The organism is Ruegeria sp. G10 (assembly GCF_056533645.1).
Map to the genome: position 1 here is coordinate 23,602 of NZ_JBQFOQ010000016.1, position 22,229 is coordinate 45,830.

The following is a 22,229-nucleotide window of genomic DNA, read 5'->3' on the forward strand; positions in this document are numbered from 1 at the left end:
CCTAAGGGGCAGATGTTTCGTGGTGATTTGATCAGGGTTAAAGACCGTGAAAAGATGTTAAGAAATGTAACGACGCCTAGCCAACCGAAGCCCGGATAAACCTTGCAAGCTGTTGTATTTCTATCGGTTTTTGCGCCATTATAAGATTATCGGCGTTTGACAACTTATCCATGTCATCGAAATAACTACTGATCAGAATCGCCGGAACATCACCGCGTGCATCCCGGGCCGAGTCGATCAGACCTGTCCCCATAAGCCCGGGCATTTTGAGGTCGGTCACAATCACATCATAGCTGTCAGGTGCCGCTTCAAACGCATCCTTTGCTTTCAGGGGGTCGGAATACGCCTCGACCCGATACCCGTAGCGGGTCAGTAAGGTGCGGGTTACGTAAAGTACGTTTTCGTCATCATCGACCAACAAGACCCGCTCTTGTCCGGTAATCGCCGCGACCTCGGCTTGTTCGGTCTGGTTGAGTGCAGGCATGAGCGGGTAGAACAGACTGAAGAGGGTGCCCTCGCCGGGTGCGGACTGTAGCTCGACCCGGCCATGACATTCTTCGACGCTGTTGCGAACGATGGTCAGGCCAAGACCGGTCCCTTTACCCACCGGCTTGGTCGAGAAAAATGGCTCGAATACCTGCTGCTGCAACTCGGCCGACATGCCGGGGCCGGTGTCCTGGACATCCAGGCGGATGACCCCGATGGCCTCGTCCGGAAGATCATCCAGCGCATCGCTTTCTGCCTTGGAGATGCGCAGCACAACTTCACCGGGTTGATCGCCCATCGCCTCGAAAGCATTGTGGCAAAGGTTCAGCAGGGTCTGGAAGAACAAGGTCCCGTCAAAATCCGAGAACGCCTGGTCGAGGTCGACGTCAAATCGCGTTTCGACATTTGGCGGCGCGGATACCGATATCAGATCCAGCGCCTCTTGCGTGGCCTTGACCATATCACCGCGCGTCGGGTTGCGCGGGCGCTGTCGGGCGAAAGTGAGCATCTTGCGCACCAAAGCCTGTGCCCGGCGTGCGGCGATGCGAATATGGTTGACCGACGTCTGGATGTCGGCGTTCTCATCTGCATCCATCTCGATCAGATCGGCGTTTCCGGTAATGCTCATGAGCACGTTGTTGAAATCATGCGCGACCGAGCCCGCCAGAATGCCAACGCCTTCCATTTTCTGGACTTGCGCAAATTGCTCGTTTGTACGGCGCGCCTCGGTCAGGTCCTCGCCGATGCCAATATAGTGCGTGATCGTCCCATCCTGCCCAACCAACGGAAAGATGGCTGTCGAGACCCAGTAGTGTGTTCCATCCTTGCGCAGGTTCCGAAAAACCCCGTACCAGCTCTGGCCATGCGCCAGACGCTCTTTCAGATCGCTATAGACGCCCTGCCCGGAATGGCCTGATTGAAGCATGCGCGGCGTATGGCCATACACTTCGTCCGAAGTATAACCGCTAAGCTCAAAGAACTTGCGGTTGGCGTACTCGATCTTCAGATCCGTGTCGGTGATCAGGATCGAAGCCGGGCTTTGTTCAACAGCGCGCGCCAGTTTGCGTTCCGCCAACTCGACCTGTTCGCGCAGCGCAAGCTCTGTCTGCAAGCGGTGATTGGTGCGCAGGATGTTCGCAATCAGCAAGGTCGTCAAAACCGCAATCACACCCACGACGACGATCAAACCGACCAGCAGGACCGAGAAGTTGCGCACCAGCCGTTCGCCATCGGAAAACGCGCGCACCATCCCGGTGAGGCTGCGATCGCGCTCGGCGATCCAGAGTTGCTCCAAAGTCGCCAGCGCCGCCAGCGCATCGCTGTCATCGACCCGGACAAGCGCATCAATTTCCTCGGCGTTCAGCCCTGCCGCAATGCCCGCTTCGATGCGGGGGACGTTGCCGATGTACTCATGAGCCACGTCCTCGATCCGCTTCAGGGCCTGCAACTCGCCGGCAGAGGGGTTCGCCGCGCGATAGGCTTCGATCGTGTCCAGCAGATTGTCAGATTGCTGCCGCAGGGTTGGGCCATATTCTGGGTCATGGCGCAGCACATAGTTCTTGAAGTTGTGAATCAGACCGCCATAGCCGAAATACTCGCGGATATCGGAAATCCAGTATCCGCGCGGTGTGGTTTCGGACGAATAGCTTTGCCAAGCTTGCCGCATATCCCCAATGCGCCCACCGGTCTCACGTGACATATACAGAAACGCTGACAGGATCACCAACAATGCCACGCCGATACCGAACGCAACCGCAAGCAGGCGTCTGAGGTAAGTCTTCGGCGATTCGGTCTCGTCGGTCATGTCTGCGCCAGCCTCGGGTTTGGACCTGCGTTCATGTGTTGACGCGTTGTGGCCGCCAGCGTGTTCTTTCGCAATATCCGGTCGCTGCGGCCCTTGCGCGCGGCCTAAACGTCGATATCCAGTGCCAGCGCGTGGATACGCGGCACGATATCGCCCAGTGCCTTATGTACGGACCGATGACGCGCCACGCGGGACTGCCCTGCAAAGGCCGCCGCACGAATACGCACGTTAAAGTGGCTTTCGCCGCCTTCCTGATAGCCAGCATGACCGCGATGGCTTTCGCTGTCATCAACCACCTCCAGCTCGCGCGGATCGAAGGCCACCTGCAGGCGATCATGGATTTCCTTGGTCACGCTCATTTTTGTGCTCAGCAGCAAATTAATTGCCGCCCCCCTCTTCTACTTTCGGCTCCTTAGATTAAACTGCTGCCTCCGAGTCGAAAAGATGCGTTCGTGAGGTTGAGCAGATGGTAAAGTCAGATCCCTTCGGATTCGATATGTCCGTGTCCAGCGCCAAGAAAAAGAAGCCGCGCGGGCGCCGGGGGATGTCGGGTGCGTCCGAAACCTCGACCCGAATCTGCGACCATGAGGGGTGCGAAGAGGCCGGAAAGTTCCGCGCGCCCAAGGCCCCGGATGTTCTGGATGACTTCTTCTGGTTCTGCCAGCAGCACGTGCGTGAATATAACCAGAAATGGAATTTCTTCGACGGCACCACCGAGGCCGAATTGAACGCGCAGCGATCCAAAGACAAGGTCTGGGAGCGTGAGACCAAACCCATGGGCGACCCCGAGGCCCGCGCCTGGGCCCGTCTGGGCATCGAGGACCCGCATCAGGTTCTGGGCGAGAACGCCACCAAGAACCCTGGCCGCGCCAATTCCGGCGGCCGCCGCCTGCCCCCCACCGAACGCCGCGCCATCGAGATCCTCGAGGCGCAGGACAGCTGGTCCAAAGCCGAGATCCGCAAGGCCTATAAGAAACTGATCAAGGTGCTGCACCCGGATATGAACGGCGGCGACCGGTCACAGGAAGAACAGCTGCAAGAGGTCGTCTGGGCCTGGGATCAGATCAAGGACAGCCGGAGCTTCAAGTAAGCCACCAGACTAGGCGTCTTGATCTGTCGGACCTTCGCCGGGACCCTCTTGTCTGGTGCCAAGCCCCACTGAATTCAACTTGCGGTCCCCTGAATTCGGGTCGATCATATAGTACAGGAACACCGGGTGCTCGTGGCGCAGGATGTCGTACCAATACGCGAAATCATCTGCCAGTATGCGGGCCCTCAGCGTGTCGTTGTGAACAGCTCCAATCGTGTCGGGGAACATAGCAGGGTAGAAGTGAATCCACCCTTCTGCGACGTCTCCATGTATCGGATTTCCTGTCAGATGCAGCTGAAACTTCGCTGCGCTGGGGTTTCGAAGGTTGGTGCTGGTAGAAACCCGGTATTTCTGAATACTCATAATGCTCATCGCTGTCCCCTTTCCCGGCGGATCCCGATCGGATCGTTTGTGCCAGTGCGTCATCACTTTTATGACAATAGCATATTGTCGGGCCTCGACCTCAGACCGGGCAAGGCGTCTGACCAAGGGCGGTGTTTGGCCTCGGCTCTCGAAACCACGCATCGCCGGAATGAAGTCGCCTCTTTCCCTTGCCCTTGCCCGCAATATGTTGCACCACACACGGGTTCAAACCCGGTGAACGGGCCAAAGGATAAGGACAAGGCGCATGGCTGACGGATCGATCGACATCAACGCAAAGCCGACCGAGGATATCTCGGTCCGTGACGTGTTCGGCATTGACAGCGACATGGCGGTCAAGGGCTTTGCCGAGCGCAGTGATCGTGTCCCGGCCATTGACCACACCTATAAGTTCGACCCCGAGACCACGCTGGCGATTCTGGCCGGGTTCACCCATAACCGCCGGGTGATGATCCAGGGCTATCACGGCACCGGGAAATCGACCCATATCGAACAGGTCGCCGCGCGACTGAACTGGCCTGCGGTGCGTGTGAACCTCGACAGCCATATCAGCCGGATCGATCTGATCGGTAAGGATGCAATCAAGCTGCGCGATGGCAAGCAAGTGACTGAATTCCACGAGGGCATTCTACCCTGGGCCCTGCGCAACCCGGTGGCCATCGTGTTCGACGAATATGATGCGGGCCGGGCGGATGTGATGTTCGTGATCCAGCGCGTGCTGGAGCATGACGGCAAGCTGACCCTGCTGGACCAGAACGAGATCATTACGCCGAACCCCAACTTCCGCCTGTTCGCCACCGCGAACACCGTGGGTCTGGGCGATACGACCGGCCTGTATCACGGGACGCAACAGATCAACCAGGCGCAGATGGACCGGTGGTCGCTGGTTTCGACGCTGAACTACCTCAGCCACGATGCCGAGACGATGATCGTTTTGTCGAAGGCACCGCATTACAACACCGAGAAGGGCCGCAAGACCGTCAGCCAGATGGTGACGGTGGCCGATCTGACTCGGACGGCGTTCATGAATGGTGATCTGTCGACGGTGATGAGCCCGCGGACCGTGATCAACTGGGCGCAGAATGCCGAGATTTTCCGCGATGTCGGCTACGCTTTCCGCCTGTCTTTCCTGAACAAATGTGACGAGTTGGAGCGCCAGACGGTCGCCGAGTTCTATCAGCGTTGTTTTGATGAGGAATTGCCTGAAAGTGCGGCGTCTGCGAGTTTGGGATAGCGCACTGAATTGCGCCCGTATCGGGCGCAATGCCTCCGGCGGGGATATTTTTGGCCAGATGAAGGGGGATCCGGTTTCACTTTGAGGCACCGGATCGCTGCAGCACAAAGGGCGTCTGAACATGGTGCAGAAGAACGACAATCCTGCTGATCCGTTCAAGAAGGCCTTGGCCGAGGCCACCAAGGTGATGGCCGATGACCCCGAGTTGAACGTGACCTATACGGTTGATCCGTCGGGCATGACGGGTGAGTCGATGCGACTGCCCCAGGTCTCGCGGCGGATGACGCGGGAAGAGGTTCTGCTTGCCCGCGGGACGGCGGATGCCTTGGCTTTGCAGCGCAAATACCATGATGACGCGACCCATGCGCGCTATGCGCCTCCGGGAGATATGGCGCGCGATTTGTATGAGGCCATGGAGGTGGCCCGGTGCGAGGCGATGGGTGCACGAGACATGCCAGGGACCGCGTCGAATATCGATGTCAAGATAGGGCATGAGGCGATCCGGCGTGGCTATGATCAATGCAAGCAGCCTGCTGATGCGCCTTTGGCCGTTGCCGCCGGTTACCTGATCCGGCATTTGGCGACGGGGCGGGACATGCCGCCTGCCGCCGAGAACGTCATGAATCTGTGGCGCGGGTTTATCGAAGAACAGGCCGGTGGTGTGTTGGAAAACCTCGACGAGGTGCTCTCGGATCAGGCCGAGTTTGCCAAGTTCGCGCGGCAGATGATCAAGGATCTGGGCTATGGCGACCAGCTGGGCGATGACCCCGATGAGTTGGATGACGAGCAGGAAGATCAGGCCGAGGACGACGCCGAGGAACAGCCGGACCCCGACAGCACCGGGCAGGATGATCAGGACGAACAAGACGCAGACGCGACGCCTGAGCAGACTCAGGAAGAGCAGCAGGATCAGTCTCAGGCCCAGGTCTCGATGGATGAGATGGCCGATGAGGAGATGGGTGAAGAGGCGGAGATGCCCGGAGGAGAAGCTCCGCTGGAACCCCCTGCCCCACCGCCAGCGTCCGAGGCCGATCCGGATTACAAGGTTTATCTGAACACCCATGACGAAGAGATCGCGGCTGAGGATCTTGCGGAACCGGCCGAGTTGGAGCGGTTGCGGGCCTATCTGGACCAGCAGCTGGAGCCGTTGAAAGGCGCAGTGAGTCGTCTGGCCAACAAGCTGCAACGCCGGTTGCAGGCGCAGCAGAACCGAAGCTGGGAATTCGACCGCGAGGAAGGCATTCTGGATGCCGGGCGTCTGGCGCGGGTTGTCGCCAACCCCACCACCCCGCTGAGCTTTAAGGTCGAAAAGGATACCGAGTTTCGCGACACAGTGGTGACCCTGCTGCTGGACAATTCGGGATCGATGCGAGGGCGTCCTATCTCAATTGCTGCGATCTGCGCCGATGTTCTGGCGCGCACGCTGGAACGCTGCAACGTGAAGGTCGAAATTCTGGGCTTTACCACGCGGGCGTGGAAGGGCGGACAGGCGCGTGAAGCGTGGCTTAACGATGGGCGCCCGCAACAGCCGGGGCGTCTGAACGATCTACGCCACATCATCTACAAGGGCGCGGACGCGCCTTGGCGGCGGGCCCGGGACAATCTGGGTCTGATGATGAAAGAAGGGCTGCTGAAGGAAAACATCGACGGCGAGGCGCTGGAATGGGCACATCGGCGGATGCTGGCCCGGCGTGAACAGCGCAAGATACTGATGGTGATTTCGGATGGCGCTCCGGTCGATGATTCAACGTTGAGCGTGAACCCCGCGAATTATCTTGAGAAACATCTGCGCGACGTGATTGCGATGGTGGAAAAGCGCAAGATGGTTGAGCTGCTGGCTATCGGGATTGGCCATGATGTGACGCGGTATTATGACCGTGCGGTAACGATCACCGACGTGGAACAGCTGGCCGGAGCCATGACCGAGCAACTGGCGGCGTTGTTCGACAGTGATCCACGGGCGCGCGCACGGGTTATGGGAATGAAGCGGGCCAGTTGACGACTCGTCTTTGGGGATGAACGCTTAGAAGCATCTTTTTCCGACGCGAGATTGATCGATGGCTGCACGCTGTCTAGGGCCGCAGCGCTGCCTCGACGGGCTGAAACATCGGCCGTTCTGTTGTCTTTTTTGTGGATTGTATAGCGGTGACATGCGGCGCGATTGAACGCGCTAGGCAGATAATTGACGAAACGCGACCCTCTAAGACTGTTCTGTCGCAACGCTGCCGATGTCGCCTCAATCGCGCATTCATTGTGGGATGAGGATGCCTATCGCGCGCGCCTTCAGATACCGCATGGCGTTCCGGTAAGCGACGACCAACAGAGCATCTGGACGCTGGACATTTCTTGGCGCAGGCCGCAGGTTTGCGCGCAGCAAGACCGACGCATGAGGCCCCTTGATGTTCCAGAGTTTCGAAGTGACTGCGCGCCCTGAACAGGGCCCGCCGCGGCTGGCCGCATTGCGGGCCGAGATGGCACGTGAAGGTTTGGATGGTTTCCTGATTCCCCGTGCCGATGCACATCAGGGTGAGTATGTGGCGCCTCGGGACGAACGACTGGCATGGCTGACCGGCTTTACCGGGTCTGCAGGGTTTTGCGCTGCGTTGACCCATGTCGCTGGTGTTTTCATCGATGGCCGCTATCGCACTCAGGTGAAGGCGCAAGTTGCCGCAGACTACACTCCGGTCCCGTGGCCGGATGTCAGCCTGAGCGCATGGTTGAAAGAACAGTTACCAAATGGCGGCAAGGTTGGCTTTGATCCCTGGCTGCACGCCCAAGGACAGATCGCCAGCGCACAGAAGGATCTTGAAGGCAGCGGCATCACCTTGGTGCGATGCGAAAATCTGGTCGACCGGGTTTGGGGCGATCAGCCCGCCCCGCCCATGAACCCTGCAAAAGCCCACCCGCTTGAGTTCGCTGGGGAAAGTGCGGACAGCAAGATCAACCGTCTGGCCAAGGTTCTGGCAGCCGCCGGTCGATCCGCGGCAGTGATCACGTTACCGGACTCGATCATGTGGCTGCTGAACATCCGTGGCTCGGACATCGCTTACAATCCGGTCGCCCATGGGTTTGTCATTCTGCACAGCGATGGGCGTGTCGACCTGTTCATGGCCGCTGTCAAACTGTCCGAAGTGGCGGATCACCTGGGATCTCAGGTGACGCAGCACGAACCCGAAGCGTTTCTTGCGGCCGTTGAGGCGCTGGAGGGCGCAGTTCAGGTTGATCCGAACACCGTGCCGCAGATCGTCGCCGATGCGCTGGGGGATCGAATGGTCGATGGCGGCGATCCCTGCGCCCTGCCCAAGGCTTGCAAAAACCCCGCCGAGATCGCCGGAAGCGCCGAGGCACATCTGCGCGATGCGGCTGCCGTCATCGAACTGCTCTGCTGGCTCGACGCGCAAACACCGGGCAGCCTGACCGAAACGCAGGTCGTGTCGTGCCTGGAAGAGAGCCGCCGCCGGGACAATGCGCTGCAGGATATCTCGTTCGATACGATTGCGGGCACCGGACCGAATGGTGCCATCATGCATTATCGCGTGACCGACGAAACCGACAGCCGGCTGGAGGATGGTCATCTGCTCGTGCTGGACAGTGGCGGGCAGTATCTGGATGGCACCACGGATATCACTCGGACCATCGCCATCGGTGAGGTAGGCGACGAAGAAAAGACCTGTTTCACCCGCGTGCTGAAAGGCATGATCGCCATGTCGATGCTGCGCTGGCCCGTCGGTATGGCCGGGCGCGATATCGAATGCGTGGCCCGCCTCCCGCTCTGGTTGGCGGGACAGGATTTCAATCACGGGGTGGGACATGGCGTGGGCGCTTACCTCAGCGTGCACGAGGGCCCTCAGCGTCTGTCACGGGTCAGCCATGTGCCGCTTGAGCCGGGTATGATCCTGTCCAATGAACCCGGATACTACCGCGAGGGCGCGTTTGGCATTCGTCTGGAAAACCTCGTGGTGGTGGAAGAGGCCCCTGCATTGCCCGGTGGCGATGACGAGCGGGCCATGTTGCAGTGGCGGACGTTGACTTACGTGCCTGTCGACCGGCGTTTGATCGTGGTCGATATGCTGACCCGCGAAGAACGCGCGTGGCTGAACGCCTATCATCAAGACGTTGCGGAAAAGATCCGCCCACGGCTGGGCGAAGCCGCTCAACTGTGGTTGGATGCCGCAACTGTACCGGTCTGACACCAGATTGTTACATAAACTGGGCAAGGGGTAAGCCCGCACAAGACCAGGGAAGGAGTAGACATGACCAATCAGATCACGATCCGCAAAGCAGCAGGCAAATGGAGCGTCCGGTCAGGCGGTGCCATTCTGGGCGAGACCAACGCCGCACTTGAGCTGCTGGACGGAGATAAAGACCCTGTGATCTACTTTCCCCGGTCCGACATCGCCATGGCCTTTTTGGACCAGACCGACAAGGTGACCCACTGCCCCGGGAAAGGCGATGCCACTCATTTCTCGATCGTGAACAAGTCGTCGGTGACCGAAAACGCTGCGTGGAGCTACGAGAACCCGGTCGATGCGGTCGCCGAGATCAAGGACCATCTGGCCTTCTACCCCGAAGACTCGATCAAGGTAGAGCAGCTTTGACACACAGCTCGCGCGACCTGCGCGATTAACAGAACCAAAAAGATCAGATAGGCTGCGGGCATTGCTTAGAGTGTTTTGCCCGAGGGTCTGCTTTGAAAAAAATCGTAATATGCTGTGATGGCACCGGCAATGAGATCAAGGAAAACCAATCCAATGTTCTCAAGTTCTACCGCGTCCTGAAGGAAAGCGATGACCAGATCGGCTTTTACGATCCGGGCGTCGGAACAATTTCCAACAGCGGCGCATGGAGCCGGTTCAAAAACCAGATCAAGGGCGTCTTCGGGCTGGCCACCGGTTATGGGCTGGATAACAACGTGCTGGATGCCTACAGGTTTCTGCTGCGCCACTACGAAGACGGTGACGAGATCTATCTGTTCGGCTTTTCACGCGGCGCGCATACGGTGCGCGTGCTGGCCGGGTTCATCAACATGGTTGGCCTACTGCATGCGCATCAGCAACATCTGTGCTCGTACGCGCTGACCGCTTACAAACAATCGGCAGCTCAGGACAGATTTGATCTGGCATGGCGCGTGCAAGAGGTTTTGGGCACCCGGCGCGTGACGATCCGTTTCATGGGGTGTTGGGACACTGTCGCCTCGGTCATCGTGCCCCGCCCGGATCGGATGTACCTGCCTTCGCTCGAGTCGCTGCCCTATACACACACCAATCCCTGCGTACAGGTGTTTCGCCATGCCTGTGCCATTGATGAGCGACGGCGCATGTTCCGTCTGTCGCGCTGGACCGAACCGCAATTGTTCAAGGTTCATCCTTTCGTGGATGATGAAGATGCAGCACAGCAAGACATTCAGCAGGTCTGGTTCGCGGGCGTGCACGGTGACAACGGCAGCGGCTATCCTGAACAGGACAGTGGCGCGGCGAAATACCCTTTGGGCTGGATGGTTGATGAGGCCCGCACCCACGGTTTGGAATTTCGTGAAACCATGGTCAACCGCCTTGTTCAGGGCGAGACCCCGAAGCATATCAAACCCGGCAGCAAGCGCGACTATGCCGCGCCGAGTGCTGAGGCAATGCTGCACGACTCGATGACCTTCTGGTGGCGGATCATCGAATATCTGCCAAAGCGCAAGAAGTGGCATGATGATCCTGAAATCCGCAAAGAACGCGGCTTCTACCTTCCGATGAAAGAGCCACGCTTTATCCCGAAAGGGGCCTTGATCCATTCATCCGTGCACGAGAGGATGAAGTTGAACCCAGGCTACGCGCCCGAGAATCTGCCCAAGGACGAACCGAACTCTGCGAGGGACATATGATAAAGTCGACGATCATATTCATAACACTTGTGGCCCTGTCACCTGCGGTCGCGCTGGCCAATACTGGTCTGGCCAATCCTGCAGCGACCTACTGCATCGCGCAGGGCGGGCTTTACGGCATACAGGACCAGGGCGACGGTCAAACCGGAATATGCCAGTTGTCAGACGGCACCAAAATCGATGCCTGGACCTATTTTCGTGAAAACCACACGGGTCACACAAGTGAAGGCTTCGCCCGGCTCGCCAACCCTGCAGCGACATACTGCATCGAGATCGGTGGCAGTTACCGGATTGAGGATACCGAAGACGGTCAGGTGGGCATTTGCACAAAACCCGATGGAACGTCGCAGGATGCGTGGGCTTTGTTTCGCGCCGACAACCCGCAAGCCAACTGAATGCCCGCGGCCCTAGACCGAGAACAGTCGTCGCTTTGATGCACGAATTTCGCGCGCCTGTTGTTCTTGTCCTTTGCGAAACGAGCTTTCGACAAAATCCATATGTTCGCGGGCGGCCTTTTCGGCGCGCTCGGGCTCGCCATCCAGAATGGCCTGCGCGATCTCTTTGTGTTGCGCCAGCAGCCGTTCACCCGATCCGTCCATCGTTCTGAGAAACCGGCGATTGTAAAAGACACCCTGGCGCGTGAGGTCGTAAACCGAAGCCATCATGTGGATCAAAGTGGTGTTCTGGCTGGCATCCACTACAGCCCCATGAAGCCGAATATCGGCCTCTTCGCTGGCGTCAGCATCGTCGAGTTCCCACGCCCTTTGCATCGCTTCCATGATCTCGGAAATGCGATCCTTGTCCGATTGCGTGGCCCGCTGCGCCGCCAGCCGACTTGCAAACGCTTCCTGCTCGCGCCGGTATTCCAGATAGTCATAGAACGCCCTGCCGTGCCGGGCATAAAGCGACAAAAGCGCTGGCGACATTGCCCGCCCCGTCAGCGATGCAATGAACGTGCCTTCACCATGACGCACCGTAACCAGCCCCCGCTTTTCGAGCACATGCAGCGCCTCGCGCAGCTTGGGGCGCGAGACTGACATCGCCTCGGCCAGATCCCGTTCCGAGGGCAACCTGCGGCCTTCCTTCAGTATGCCATCGACGATCATTGTCTCGATCTGCTCGACCACCGCATCCGCGATTGATTCGTGCCCTACAGGCTCAAAAGGACTGTTCTTGGTCATCTCGACCCCGCTGCGTTACAGATATCTGTACTTTTTTAGTTGTATATAAAATTTACCACTTAATCGGAGCATTGCAAGAAAAAATACCCAGAATTACGGATACTCGATAGTCACCTATCCCATTGTTAAATATCAATTAGGCAAAATGATACCTTAATTTCTCGATTTCGAACGCCCCCGCAAATCGGATCGATAACTCGGGAATGAGGCAGACAGTGGTAAATAAAGTTGTTGACTATTTAGCATGGTAAAAAATATTTACCTCTTCGTATCACCGCAATCGCGGAGAGTATGTCCGCCGATCCCATGGCTGACGCATATCTGGAGGAGAACCCATGAAAACCACCCTGACATCGCTCGCCGTTGCAGCCTCTTTGCTGGCCGCCCCGGTTGCCCACGCCGCCGACAAGATGCTGCTGAAAACCCCGATTGCGTTTTCGACCGCCCTGCCCGGCCTGGGCTCGCCGATCCCGCGCGTGGCTGAACAGCTGGACCTGATGTCCGGCGGCACGCTGAAGATGAAGGTTTATGAACCCGGCAAGCTGGTTCCGCCGTTTGAAATTCTGGATGCCGTGTCCTCGGGCAAGATCAACTCGGGCTACACCACCGCCGGTTACTGGGCGGGCAAGATCCCGGCTGCGCCGTTGTTCTCGGCTGTGCCCTTTGGCCCAGAGGCGGGCGAATACATGGCGTGGCTGTATTACGGCAACGGCATGAGCCTGTATCAGGAGATGTATGATCAGGCGGGCTTCAACGTCCATGTCCTGCCCTGCGCGATCATCGCCCCCGAAACCTCGGGCTGGTTCGCCAACGAGATCAACAGCCCCGAAGACCTGAACGGCCTGAAGATGCGCTTCTTCGGTCTGGGTGGTGAAGTGATGCAGAAGCTGGGTGTTGCCACCTCGCTGCTGCCCGGTGGTGAGATCTTCCCGGCGCTGGAAAAAGGCGCGATTGACGCGACCGAATTCTCGATGCCCGCCATCGACGCGCGCCTCGGCTTCCACAAGCTGGTCAAGTACAACTACTTCCCCGGCTGGCACCAGCAAGCGACTGTGTTCGAGCTGATGATCAACAAGGACGTCTGGAACGAAGCCAGCGACCAGCACAAGGCGATCATCGAGAACGCTTGTAAGGCATCGATGGCCGACAGCTTTGCCGAAGGCGAAGCGATCCAGCACGCCGCCCTGTTGGACAACGTTGAAAACAACGGCGTTCAGATCAAACAGTGGAACGACGAGATGCTGGCCACCTTCCGCGCCACTTGGGAAGAAGTTGCCGCCGAGCAGGCTGCCAACGATGAATTCTTCGCCAAGGTTCTGACCGACATGAACGAATTCCGCGACGGCTATGCCGTGTGGAAAGAGAACGCGTTCCTCCCGCGCAAGTGATCTGATCCCTTGCGCTGATCTGGGGGCGGCATCCTTCCACCGCCCCCAGACCCCTCTGATTTTCGACCTTTTCCGAACACTACCGGGCGCATTCACGTCCCCACCGCCTAACTCTCGAGGAGGAGACAATGGCCGAGACCCAGCGTCATCAGGACGACCCGATTGAAGTCTATGAAAGCATCCTTGAGCATGGCGAACCCGATCGCCAGAAACTGGCCGTTGCCATCGACAATGGCGTCAAGGCGGTCGGCCATGTGGTCATGTGGGCCAACCTGCTGCTGGTCACCGCCATCGTGTCGCAAGTGGCGATGCGCTATCTGCTGAACCAGAACTATCCCAAGCTGGACGAGATTCAGTGGCATTTCTACGGGCTGGTAACGATGATCGGCATCTCGTATGCGCTGGTCACCGACAGCCATGTGCGGGTCGATTTGTTGCATATGCAGCTCAGCCAGCGGGCGCGCCGGATCATCGAGATCATCGGGATCTTCACCCTGCTGGTGCCGTTCATCTATCTGATGATCGATCAGGGGTATGATTATTTCTACGAAAGCTGGCGGGTGAATGAATCCTCGGACAGCCCCACCGGTCTGCCTGCCCGCTGGGCGCTGAAAGGCGTGATCCCGGCCAGCTTTATCCTGCTGGCGCTGGCAGCGGGCGCGCGGCTGATCCACGATTTCCACGCCCTGTTCGCCAATCTGGACGAAGAACGTCAGGGCAAGGGCCTGCGTCTGATCATCTGGGCGCTGCTGGGCTTTGCCGTGGTGGCAACCGCGCTGACCTTCCTGGTGGAAACGACCGAGGAAAAGCTGGTCATCGCCATGTTCCTGACCTTCATCGCGCTGCTGTTCACCGGCTTCCCGGTCGCGTGGACGCTGGCGGGTGTCGGCGTGGCCTATTGCGGGCTGGCCTATCTGTTCGACAACGGCATGATGAACTGGACCGGGCTTGAGGAAACGCTGACCGGTCTGGATTACCTGACGCTGGGCGCGGTGGTGAACCGGGTCTATGCCACCATGTCCAACGCCGTTCTGGTCGCCCTGCCGATGTTCATCTTCATGGGCCTGATGCTGGACGAATCCGGTGTGGCCGAGCGTCTGATGACCTCGATGCAGCGCCTGTTCGGCACGGTGCGCGGCGGGCTGGCCATTACCGTGACGATGATCGGTATCATTCTGGCCGCCTCGACCGGCATCATCGGAGCCTCGGTCGTGCTGCTGGGCGTGCTGTCGCTGCCCTCGATGATGGAGCAGAAATACAGCCCCTCGCTGGCCGCTGGTGTGGTCAGCGCCTCGGGCACGCTGGGCATTCTTATCCCGCCCTCGATCATGCTGGTGATCATGGCCGACCAGATGGCCCTGTCGGTGGGTGACCTGTTCATGGCCGCCGTCTTCCCCGGCGTGATCATCGGCGCGCTGTACCTGACTTATATCTTCGTGATCGCCCTGATCAAACGCGACGTGGCCCCGGTGCCCGAGGGCGCAAAGCGCCCCGATTGGGCCGCTGTCAAGGACGTGCTGATTGCCGTTCTGCCGACGCTGGCGCTGATCCTGGCGGTGCTGGGTTCGATCTTTGCGGGCCTGACCACACCGACCGAAGCCTCAGGCGTGGGTGCCCTGGGCGCGACCCTGCTGGCGCTGGGGTATCGCAAGCTGACGCTGGCGAAACTGGTGAACGTGCTGAAAGCCACGTTCAACACCACCGCCTATATCTTTGCGATCTTCCTTGGCGCGACCGTATTCTCCTACGTCCTGCGCGAACTGGGCGGAGATGCTCTGATCGAAGAGATGATCCAGGGCACGGGGTTCGGCCCGAACGGCACCGTCTTCATGATCCTGTTCATCGTCTTCCTGCTGGGCTTCGTGCTGGACTGGATCGAGATCACGCTGATCGTCTTGCCCCTGATGCGCCCGATCGTGAACGGGCTGGGTCTGGATATCGAAGGCTTCGGCGTCATGGATGAGCCCGCGCTGGTGTGGTTCGTGATCCTTGTGGCGGTGACTTTGCAAACGTCATTCCTGACACCTCCCGTTGGATTTGCGCTATTCTACCTGAAAGGGGTCTGCCCGCCCGAGATCAAGCTGACCGATATCTACAAAGGGATCATCCCGTTCGTGATCCTGCAGCTGACCGGTCTGTTCTTTGTCTTCCTCTGGCCGCAACTGGCCACGTGGCTGCCCTCGGTCGCGTATTAAGGAGGGCTTCGGGATGACCGATACCGATCTGATCCAACGTCTTGGGGCCATTTGCGGGCGGCGGCATGTGCTGACCTCGGCCCGCAGCACCCGGCGGTTTCGCCGGGGGTTCAGATCGGGCGAAGGCGATGCGCTGGCGGTGGTGCAACCCGCCACGCTGCTGGAGCAATGGCAGGTGCTACAGGCCTGTGTTGCCGCCAACAAGATCGTCATCATGCAGGCCGCCAATACTGGCCTGACCGAGGGATCGACCCCCAAGGGCCGCTATGACCGCGACGTGGTGCTGATCAACACGCGGCGGATGGATGATCTGCACCTGATCAATGACGGCAAGCAGGTCATCAGCTTTCCGGGCAGCACCCTGTTTGCGCTGGAAAAGCTGCTGGACCCGATAGGGCGGCAGCCGCATTCGGTGATCGGGTCTTCGTGCATCGGGGCCTCGGTTGTGGGCGGGGTGTGTAACAATTCGGGCGGGTCGCTGGTCGAACGCGGCCCGTCTTATACCGAATTGTCGCTGCATGCCCGCATCACGCAGGACGGCCAGCTGGAGCTGGTCAACCATCTGGGGATCAATCTGGGCAACAGCCCCGAAGACATCCTGACCCGCCTGCAGAACGGCGATTTCAGCGCAGCGGATATCGAGACCGACAACCGCAAAGCCTCGGATACCGACTATGCCAGGCGGGTGCGCAATGTGGATGCCGATACGCCCGCGCGTTTCAACGCCGACAAGTCCCGCCTTTACGAGGCTGCGGGATGTGCCGGGAAGCTGGCCGTTTTTGCCGTCCGGCTGGACACTTACCCCAAGAACGATGCCGAGCGGACGTTCTATATCGGGGCCGAAGATACCAGCGCCCTGACCGAACTGCGCCGCCGCATCCTGTCAGGCTTCAAGACCCTGCCCGTCAGCGCCGAGTACATGCACGAAGAGGTCTTCGACATCTCGGACCGCTACGGCAAGGACACGATGGTAATGATCGACAAGCTGGGCACCGACCGGCTGCCGACATTCTTTGCGCTGAAAGGCGCGGTGGATGCGCGGCTGGATGGCATCCCCGGCCTGTCGAATTTCACCGACCGGTTCATGCAGTTCGCCATGCGCTTTTGGCCCGATATTCTGCCCCGGCGGATGCGGGCCTATCGCGAACGCTATCCACACCACCTGATCCTGAAAATGCGCGACGGCGGCATTGACGAGGCCCGTGCGTTGTTGCGCGAGATGGTGGATGACGAACAGCTGGATTTCTTCGAATGCGACCCGCGCGAGGCCAAGATCGCCGGTCTGCACCGCTTTGCCGCCGCCGGTGCCGCGATCCGCTATATGAAAGTGCACGCGCATGAGGTCGAAGACATCATCGCGCTGGACATCGCCCTGCGCCGCAATGATGTGGACTGGTTCGAAGAGCTGCCTGCCGAACTGACCGATCAACTGGTCGGCAAGCTGTATTACGGGCATTTCATGTGCCACGTTCTGCATCAGGATTACATCGTGAAAAAGGGCGCAGACCCCAAGGCGCTCAAGACAGCGATGCTGAAAATTCTGGATCAGCGTGGTGCCGAATACCCTGCAGAACATAATGTGGGCCATCTGTATGCCGCCAAACCGGATCTGGCCGCGTTCTACAAATCGGTCGATCCAACCAACAGCATGAACCCCGGCATCGGGAAGATGTCGCGAAACAAGCATTATAGCTGACGCACTTTTGGACGACGAAAGACTCGACTCTGCATCTGTGGAAACCTAAAAAGAACAAATGTAGAACATTTGGTTTCCGACATGCTCGATGGCACCCGACGGCGTATCGTTTCACTGTGGTTTCCCCGGCTGGCAAGCGACCGGGCTTTGCGACTGCGCCCTGTGGGTGGGCCGTTTGTTCTGACGCTGAAACAGAACAATGCAAACCGGGTGTATTGCCTGAATGTGCAGGCCCAGCGGCAGGGGCTGGATCGCGGCATGCCCTATTCCGATGCCCGCGCCTTTTGCCCCGATCTGCAAAGCCGACCCGCAGACCCTCAAGGGGATCATCGGTTTCTGCACGCCCTGCGCCGCTGGGCGACACGCTATTGCCCCTGGGTCGGGTTGGAAGGCGCAGACGGGCTGGTTCTGGACATCACCGGGTCGGCGCACCTTGCAGGCGGGGAAGAGGCGATGCTGACCGATATGCGCAGGCGTCTGGCCCGCGCCGGGCTGGCGGTACAGATCGGCCTTGCCCCGACACGCGGGGCGGCCTGGGCCCTGGCGCATTATGGCGAGGGGGTCGCGGGCGCGGACACGCTGAACGCCATCCGCACCCTGCCGGTGGCCGCGCTGCGGCTGGATGAGGACACCTCGATCGCGCTGCAACGGCTAGGCTTGCGGCGGATTGGCGAGCTGGCCCAAACCCCGCGCGCGCCGCTGACACGCCGGTTTGGCCCCGAGGTGCTGATGCGGCTGGATCAGGCGCTGGGGAACCAGCCCGAACAGATCACGCCGCTGGCCGATCCGCCCCATTACGGCGTGCGTATGACCCTGCCCGAGCCCATTGGCCTGCTGTCTGACATGATGGCCGGGGCGGAACGGCTGCTGGAACGTCTCTGCGACAAGCTGAAAGCGCAGGAGATGGGCGCGCGCAAGCTGTGCATGACCTTGCGCCGGGTGGATCAGGATCACCAACAGGTCGAGCTGCGTCTGGCCCGTGCCTTACGCGATCCGCATCGCATCCTGCCCCTGTTCGAACGCGGGCTGGCCGAGGTCGAGGCGGGTTTCGGAGTCGATCAGCTCCGGCTGGAGGCGACGCTGGTTGAGCCCCTGCCGGTGCGCCAGATCAGTCGCGTTGCAAGTCAGGACACGAATCAGCTGGACGACCTGATCACCCGCATCGGGACACGGATCGGGTTGGAGCAAGTGCGGCGCCTGTTACCCGCGCAAAGCCACATCCCCGAACGCAGCTTCATCATCTCGCCCGCCGCCTATTCCGACCCCGCGGGTGGATGGGTCGCCCTGCGCCCCCGCCCTCTGCAGCTGTTTCCACCAGAACCCATCGCAGGTTCAGGCCCGCACCCGCCGCGCCGCTTTCGCTGGCGGCGGATATCCTTGACCACAGGCCGCTCGACCGGGCCCGAACGCATCTGCCCCGAATGGTGGCTGGAAGATGAGAACTGGCGCACGGGCCTGCGCGATTACTGGCAGGTTGAAACCCGGCAAGGGCGGCGGTTGTGGCTGTTTCATACCCCGCAAAATCCGGGATGGTTCGTGCATGGGGAATTCGCATGAGCAAACCGACCCCGCCCAGCTCGCACGCGCAGGCCCCTGGCTATGCCGAGCTGTGCGTGACCACCAATTTCACCTTCCTGACCGGGGCCTCGCACCCAGAAGAGCTGGTGACCCGCGCGGCAGAACTGGGCCTGAAGGCTATCGCGCTCACCGACCGGAACTCATTGGCCGGGGTGGTCAGGGGCTGGAGCGCGTTGAAAGAACTGCGGCGCGAGGCGGAAGGCGCGATTCAGATCCGCTCGCAACACCGGGTGGATTCCTCATCCCGGCAAGAGGTGGGGCATGTGCAACCACTCGACAAACCGGACGTGCCCGTCCTGCCCAAGCTGATCGTCGGCTGCCGTCTGGTGCTGCGCGACAGCGCGGTGCACTGGTTGGCCCTGCCCCGCGACCGCGCCGCGTATGAACGGCTGACCCGCCTTCTGACGCTGGGCAAACGGCGGGCTGAGAAAGGAGAATGTCATCTGGACATGCAGGACATGCTGGCGGCCTGTCAGGGGATGATCCTGATCGCGCTGCCGCAGGCTGGGGTGCAACAGGCCATCCCGGATATTCAAAGGATCAGGCGGCAATTTCCCAACGCGGTCTTTCTGGGTGCTGCACCACGCTATGACGGCAGCGACCGGTCTTATCTGGCAGCTTGCGCGCAGGCCTCACAAAAGGCCTCGGCCCCCATGGTGGCGGTGGGGGATGTGCTGATGCACCGCGCCAGCCGCCGCCAACTGGCCGATGTGCTGACCTGCATGCGCGAACACATCACGATTGACCAGATCGGCACCCGCGCCCTGCCCAACGCAGAACGACGGCTGAAAGGCCATGCCGATATGGCCCGGCTGTTTCAGGACCATCCCGGCGCGCTGCGCCGCACACTGGAAATCGCAGACCGCTGCAGCTTTGACCTGAGTGAACTGTCCTACGAATACCCCGACGAGATCGCCAGCGCCGAAACCCCGCAGGCGCGGCTGGAACGGCTGGCTAACGAAGGGTTGAAACGACGCTATCCCGATGGGCCGACTGAAAAGGCCATCAGCCTGATGAAAAAGGAACTGGCACTGGTCGCGGAACTGGACTTCCCGGCCTATTTCCTCACCGTGCACGACATTGTGCAATTCGCCCGCTCGCAGGGCATTCTGTGTCAGGGGCGCGGATCAGCCGCTAATTCGATCCTGTGTTATCTGCTGGGCATCACCGATGTCAGCCCCGACATGATCGCGATGGTGTTCGAGCGTTTTGTCTCAAAATACCGGGGTGAGCCGCCGGATATCGACGTGGATTTCGAACACGAGCGGCGCGAAGAGGTGATCCAGTGGATTTACGAGAAATATGGCCGCCACCGCGCGGGCCTGTGTGCTACGGTCATCCATTTCCGGTCCCGCGCGGCAATCCGTGAGGTGGGCAAGGTGATGGGCCTGTCTCAAGACGTCACCGCAGGCCTGTCCGGCCAGATCTGGGGGATGAGCAACGGCGGCGTTGACGCCGAAAGGCTGCAGGAACTGGGCCTCGACCTCAAGGACCGGCGCCTGATGCAAACGGTCCGCCTGATCGGCGAGATCATCGGCTTCCCGCGCCACCTGTCGCAGCATGTGGGCGGGTTCGTCATCACCAAGCAGCGGCTGGATGAGCTGTGCCCGATCGAAAACGCCGCGATGGAAGACCGCACCGTGATCGAATGGGACAAGGACGACATCGATGCGCTTGGCATTCTCAAGGTCGATGTTCTGGGGTTGGGGATGCTCAGCTGCCTGCGCAAGACGTTTGATCTTATGCAACAGCACGAAGGCCGGACCCTTAGCATCGCCACCATCCCGCAAGAGGATAAAGCGACCTATGACATGCTGTGCGCCGCTGATGCGGTGGGGGTGTTTCAGGTCGAAAGCCGGGCGCAGATGAACTTTCTGCCCCGGATGAGGCCGCGTGAATTCTACGACCTGGTGATCGAGGTCGCCATCGTCCGCCCCGGCCCCATTCAGGGCGATATGGTGCAGCCCTATATCCGGCGGCGCAACGGGCTGGAAAAATCCGAACCTTTCGGCCCCGCTTTGGAGGAGGTGACACGGCGCACGCTGGGCGTGCCGCTGTTTCAGGAACAGGCCCTGCAGATCGCCGTGGTTGGCGCAGGGTTTTCAGCGGAAGAGGCCGACCACCTGCGCCGCTCGCTGGCCTCGTTCCGGCGCATGGGGACCATTGGCACCTATCGCGACAAGTTCATAACGGGGATGCTGGACAATGGCTATTCCCCCGAGGTCGCCGACCGCTGCTTTGGCCAGATCGAAGGCTTTGCCGATTACGGCTTTCCCGAAAGCCATGCCGCAGCCTTTGCCATGCTGGTCTATGTCTCGGCCTGGATGAAATGCCACCACCCGGCGATTTTCGCCTGCGCGCTGCTGAACTCGCAGCCTATGGGGTTTTATGCCCCGGCCCAGATCGTGCGGGACGCGCGCGAGCATGGGGTCGAGATTCGTCCGGTCTGCGTCAATGCCTCGGAATGGGACAATCTGCTGGAACGCCGCGCCGATGGGGCGCTGGCCCTGCGGCTAGGCTTTCGCCAGATCAAAGGGTTCAAGCAGGACGACGCGGATTGGATCGTGGCCGCGCGCGGCAATGGGTATCCGGACCCCGAAACGCTGTGGCTGCGCGCAGGGTTGCGCCCCGATGTGCTGACCCGTCTGGCCGAGGCGGATGCGTTCTCCGGCATGGACCTGACCCGGCGCGACGCCCTGTGGCATGTCAAAGCCATCCGCAGCCGGGCCACCCTGCCGCTGTTCAATGACCCGATCGATGGTGAAAGCATCAATGAGCCGCAGGTAACCCTGCCCGCCATGCATCTGGGCGAGGAAGTGGTCGAAGATTACGTCTCGACCCGCCTGACCCTGCGCGCGCACCCGATGGAGCTGTTGCGCCCGTCCATGCCCGGCCTTGTGCCGCATGCCACGCTGCAGGACATCCCGCTGGGCCGCTACAGCGTCTGTGGGCTGGTGATCACGCGGCAACGGCCGGGAACCGCCTCGGGCGTGATCTTTCTGACGCTTGAGGATGAAACCGGGGTCAGCAATGTGGTTGTCTGGCCCAAGGTCTATGAGCGTTTCCGTCGGATCGTAATGGGCGGGCGATTGCTGCAGGTGCGCGGTTATCTGCAACGCGAAGGGATTGTCGTGCATCTGATCGCGCAAGAGATCACCGATATGTCGCACAAACTGTCCGAACTTGGGCATCCGATGGACGAAGCCGTCGGCATCACCCAACCGCAAGCGGATGACACTCCGCGGCCCCGGCAGACCGCATCCAGTGCCCGCCATCCGCGCGAGCAGGCTAAGCGGCTGTTCCCGAGCCGGGATTTTCACTAAGGTG

At 60.1% G+C, this 22,229-nt stretch carries 16 protein-coding genes; 12 read left to right on the forward strand and 4 right to left on the reverse strand.

All coding sequences use genetic code 11. From position 1 onward, the window contains the following. Positions 1 to 76: 76 nt before the first annotated feature. Complete coding sequence (locus ACR0KM_RS19485) at positions 77 to 2,290, reverse strand: ATP-binding protein (protein ID WP_480861322.1); 2,214 nt, start codon at positions 2,288 to 2,290, stop codon at positions 77 to 79. 104 nt (positions 2,291 to 2,394) lie between these two features. After that, complete coding sequence (locus ACR0KM_RS19490; protein WP_480825179.1) at positions 2,395 to 2,649, reverse strand: BolA family protein; 255 nt, start codon at positions 2,647 to 2,649, stop codon at positions 2,395 to 2,397. Positions 2,650 to 2,756: 107 nt separating this feature from the next. Here ACR0KM_RS19490 and ACR0KM_RS19495 point away from each other — a divergent pair, with 107 nt between their 5' ends. Next, on the forward strand, positions 2,757 to 3,380 hold the full coding sequence (locus ACR0KM_RS19495) for a DnaJ domain-containing protein (RefSeq protein WP_170716335.1): 624 nt from the start codon (positions 2,757 to 2,759) through the stop codon (positions 3,378 to 3,380). A 9-nt stretch (positions 3,381 to 3,389) separates the two neighbouring features. On the opposite strand, the gene ACR0KM_RS19500 is transcribed toward ACR0KM_RS19495, so the two are convergent. Further along, a complete protein-coding gene (locus ACR0KM_RS19500) occupies positions 3,390 to 3,752 on the reverse strand; it encodes a hypothetical protein (RefSeq protein ID WP_480825181.1) in 363 nt (120 codons plus the stop codon). Positions 3,753 to 4,008: 256 nt separating this feature from the next. On the opposite strand from ACR0KM_RS19500, the gene cobS reads away from it, so the two are divergent. The 6 genes from cobS (at position 4,009) to ACR0KM_RS19530 (ending at position 11,259) form a co-directional block, all read left to right on the forward strand. Then, positions 4,009 to 4,995 (forward strand): cobaltochelatase subunit CobS, encoded by a 987-nt coding sequence (gene cobS / locus ACR0KM_RS19505; protein ID WP_480861321.1) that lies wholly within the window; start codon positions 4,009 to 4,011, stop codon positions 4,993 to 4,995. 121 nt (positions 4,996 to 5,116) lie between these two features. Next, a complete protein-coding gene (gene cobT, locus ACR0KM_RS19510; RefSeq protein ID WP_480861320.1) occupies positions 5,117 to 6,994 on the forward strand; it encodes a cobaltochelatase subunit CobT in 1,878 nt (625 codons plus the stop codon). A gap of 400 nt (positions 6,995 to 7,394) precedes the next feature. After that, positions 7,395 to 9,185 carry an aminopeptidase P family protein gene (locus tag ACR0KM_RS19515; protein WP_480861319.1) on the forward strand — a complete coding sequence of 597 codons (1,791 nt, stop codon included), beginning with the start codon at positions 7,395 to 7,397 and terminating at the stop codon, positions 9,183 to 9,185. Between the two features lie 63 nt (positions 9,186 to 9,248). Beyond that, entirely contained in the window at positions 9,249 to 9,593 is a 345-nt protein-coding gene (locus ACR0KM_RS19520) for a DUF427 domain-containing protein (protein WP_480825189.1), read from the forward strand. Between the two features lie 92 nt (positions 9,594 to 9,685). Continuing rightward, positions 9,686 to 10,864, forward strand: a complete 1,179-nt coding sequence (locus tag ACR0KM_RS19525; RefSeq protein ID WP_480861318.1) for a DUF2235 domain-containing protein — start codon at positions 9,686 to 9,688, stop codon at positions 10,862 to 10,864. Next, positions 10,861 to 11,259, forward strand: a complete 399-nt coding sequence (locus ACR0KM_RS19530) for a putative hemolysin (protein WP_480861317.1) — start codon at positions 10,861 to 10,863, stop codon at positions 11,257 to 11,259. The genes ACR0KM_RS19525 and ACR0KM_RS19530 overlap by 4 nt, the downstream gene beginning before the upstream one ends. Before the next feature lie 12 nt (positions 11,260 to 11,271). Here ACR0KM_RS19530 and ACR0KM_RS19535 read toward each other — a convergent pair whose 3' ends face one another. Beyond that, complete coding sequence (locus ACR0KM_RS19535) at positions 11,272 to 12,045, reverse strand: FadR/GntR family transcriptional regulator (protein WP_480825195.1); 774 nt, start codon at positions 12,043 to 12,045, stop codon at positions 11,272 to 11,274. Positions 12,046 to 12,380: 335 nt separating this feature from the next. Between ACR0KM_RS19535 and ACR0KM_RS19540 the strand changes: the two genes are divergently transcribed. From ACR0KM_RS19540 to ACR0KM_RS19560, 5 genes are all read left to right on the forward strand, one after another. Further along, on the forward strand, positions 12,381 to 13,433 hold the full coding sequence (locus tag ACR0KM_RS19540) for a TRAP transporter substrate-binding protein (protein ID WP_480861316.1): 1,053 nt from the start codon (positions 12,381 to 12,383) through the stop codon (positions 13,431 to 13,433). Positions 13,434 to 13,561: 128 nt separating this feature from the next. Beyond that, positions 13,562 to 15,628 (forward strand): TRAP transporter large permease subunit, encoded by a 2,067-nt coding sequence (locus ACR0KM_RS19545; RefSeq protein ID WP_480861315.1) that lies wholly within the window; start codon positions 13,562 to 13,564, stop codon positions 15,626 to 15,628. 13 nt (positions 15,629 to 15,641) lie between these two features. Beyond that, a complete protein-coding gene (gene dld / locus ACR0KM_RS19550; protein ID WP_480861314.1) occupies positions 15,642 to 17,324 on the forward strand; it encodes a D-lactate dehydrogenase in 1,683 nt (560 codons plus the stop codon). 81 nt (positions 17,325 to 17,405) lie between these two features. Then, entirely contained in the window at positions 17,406 to 18,881 is a 1,476-nt protein-coding gene (locus tag ACR0KM_RS19555) for a Y-family DNA polymerase (RefSeq protein WP_480861313.1), read from the forward strand. Beyond that, a complete protein-coding gene (locus tag ACR0KM_RS19560) occupies positions 18,878 to 22,225 on the forward strand; it encodes an error-prone DNA polymerase (RefSeq protein ID WP_480861312.1) in 3,348 nt (1,115 codons plus the stop codon). The genes ACR0KM_RS19555 and ACR0KM_RS19560 overlap by 4 nt, the downstream gene beginning before the upstream one ends. Positions 22,226 to 22,229 lie beyond the last annotated feature (4 nt).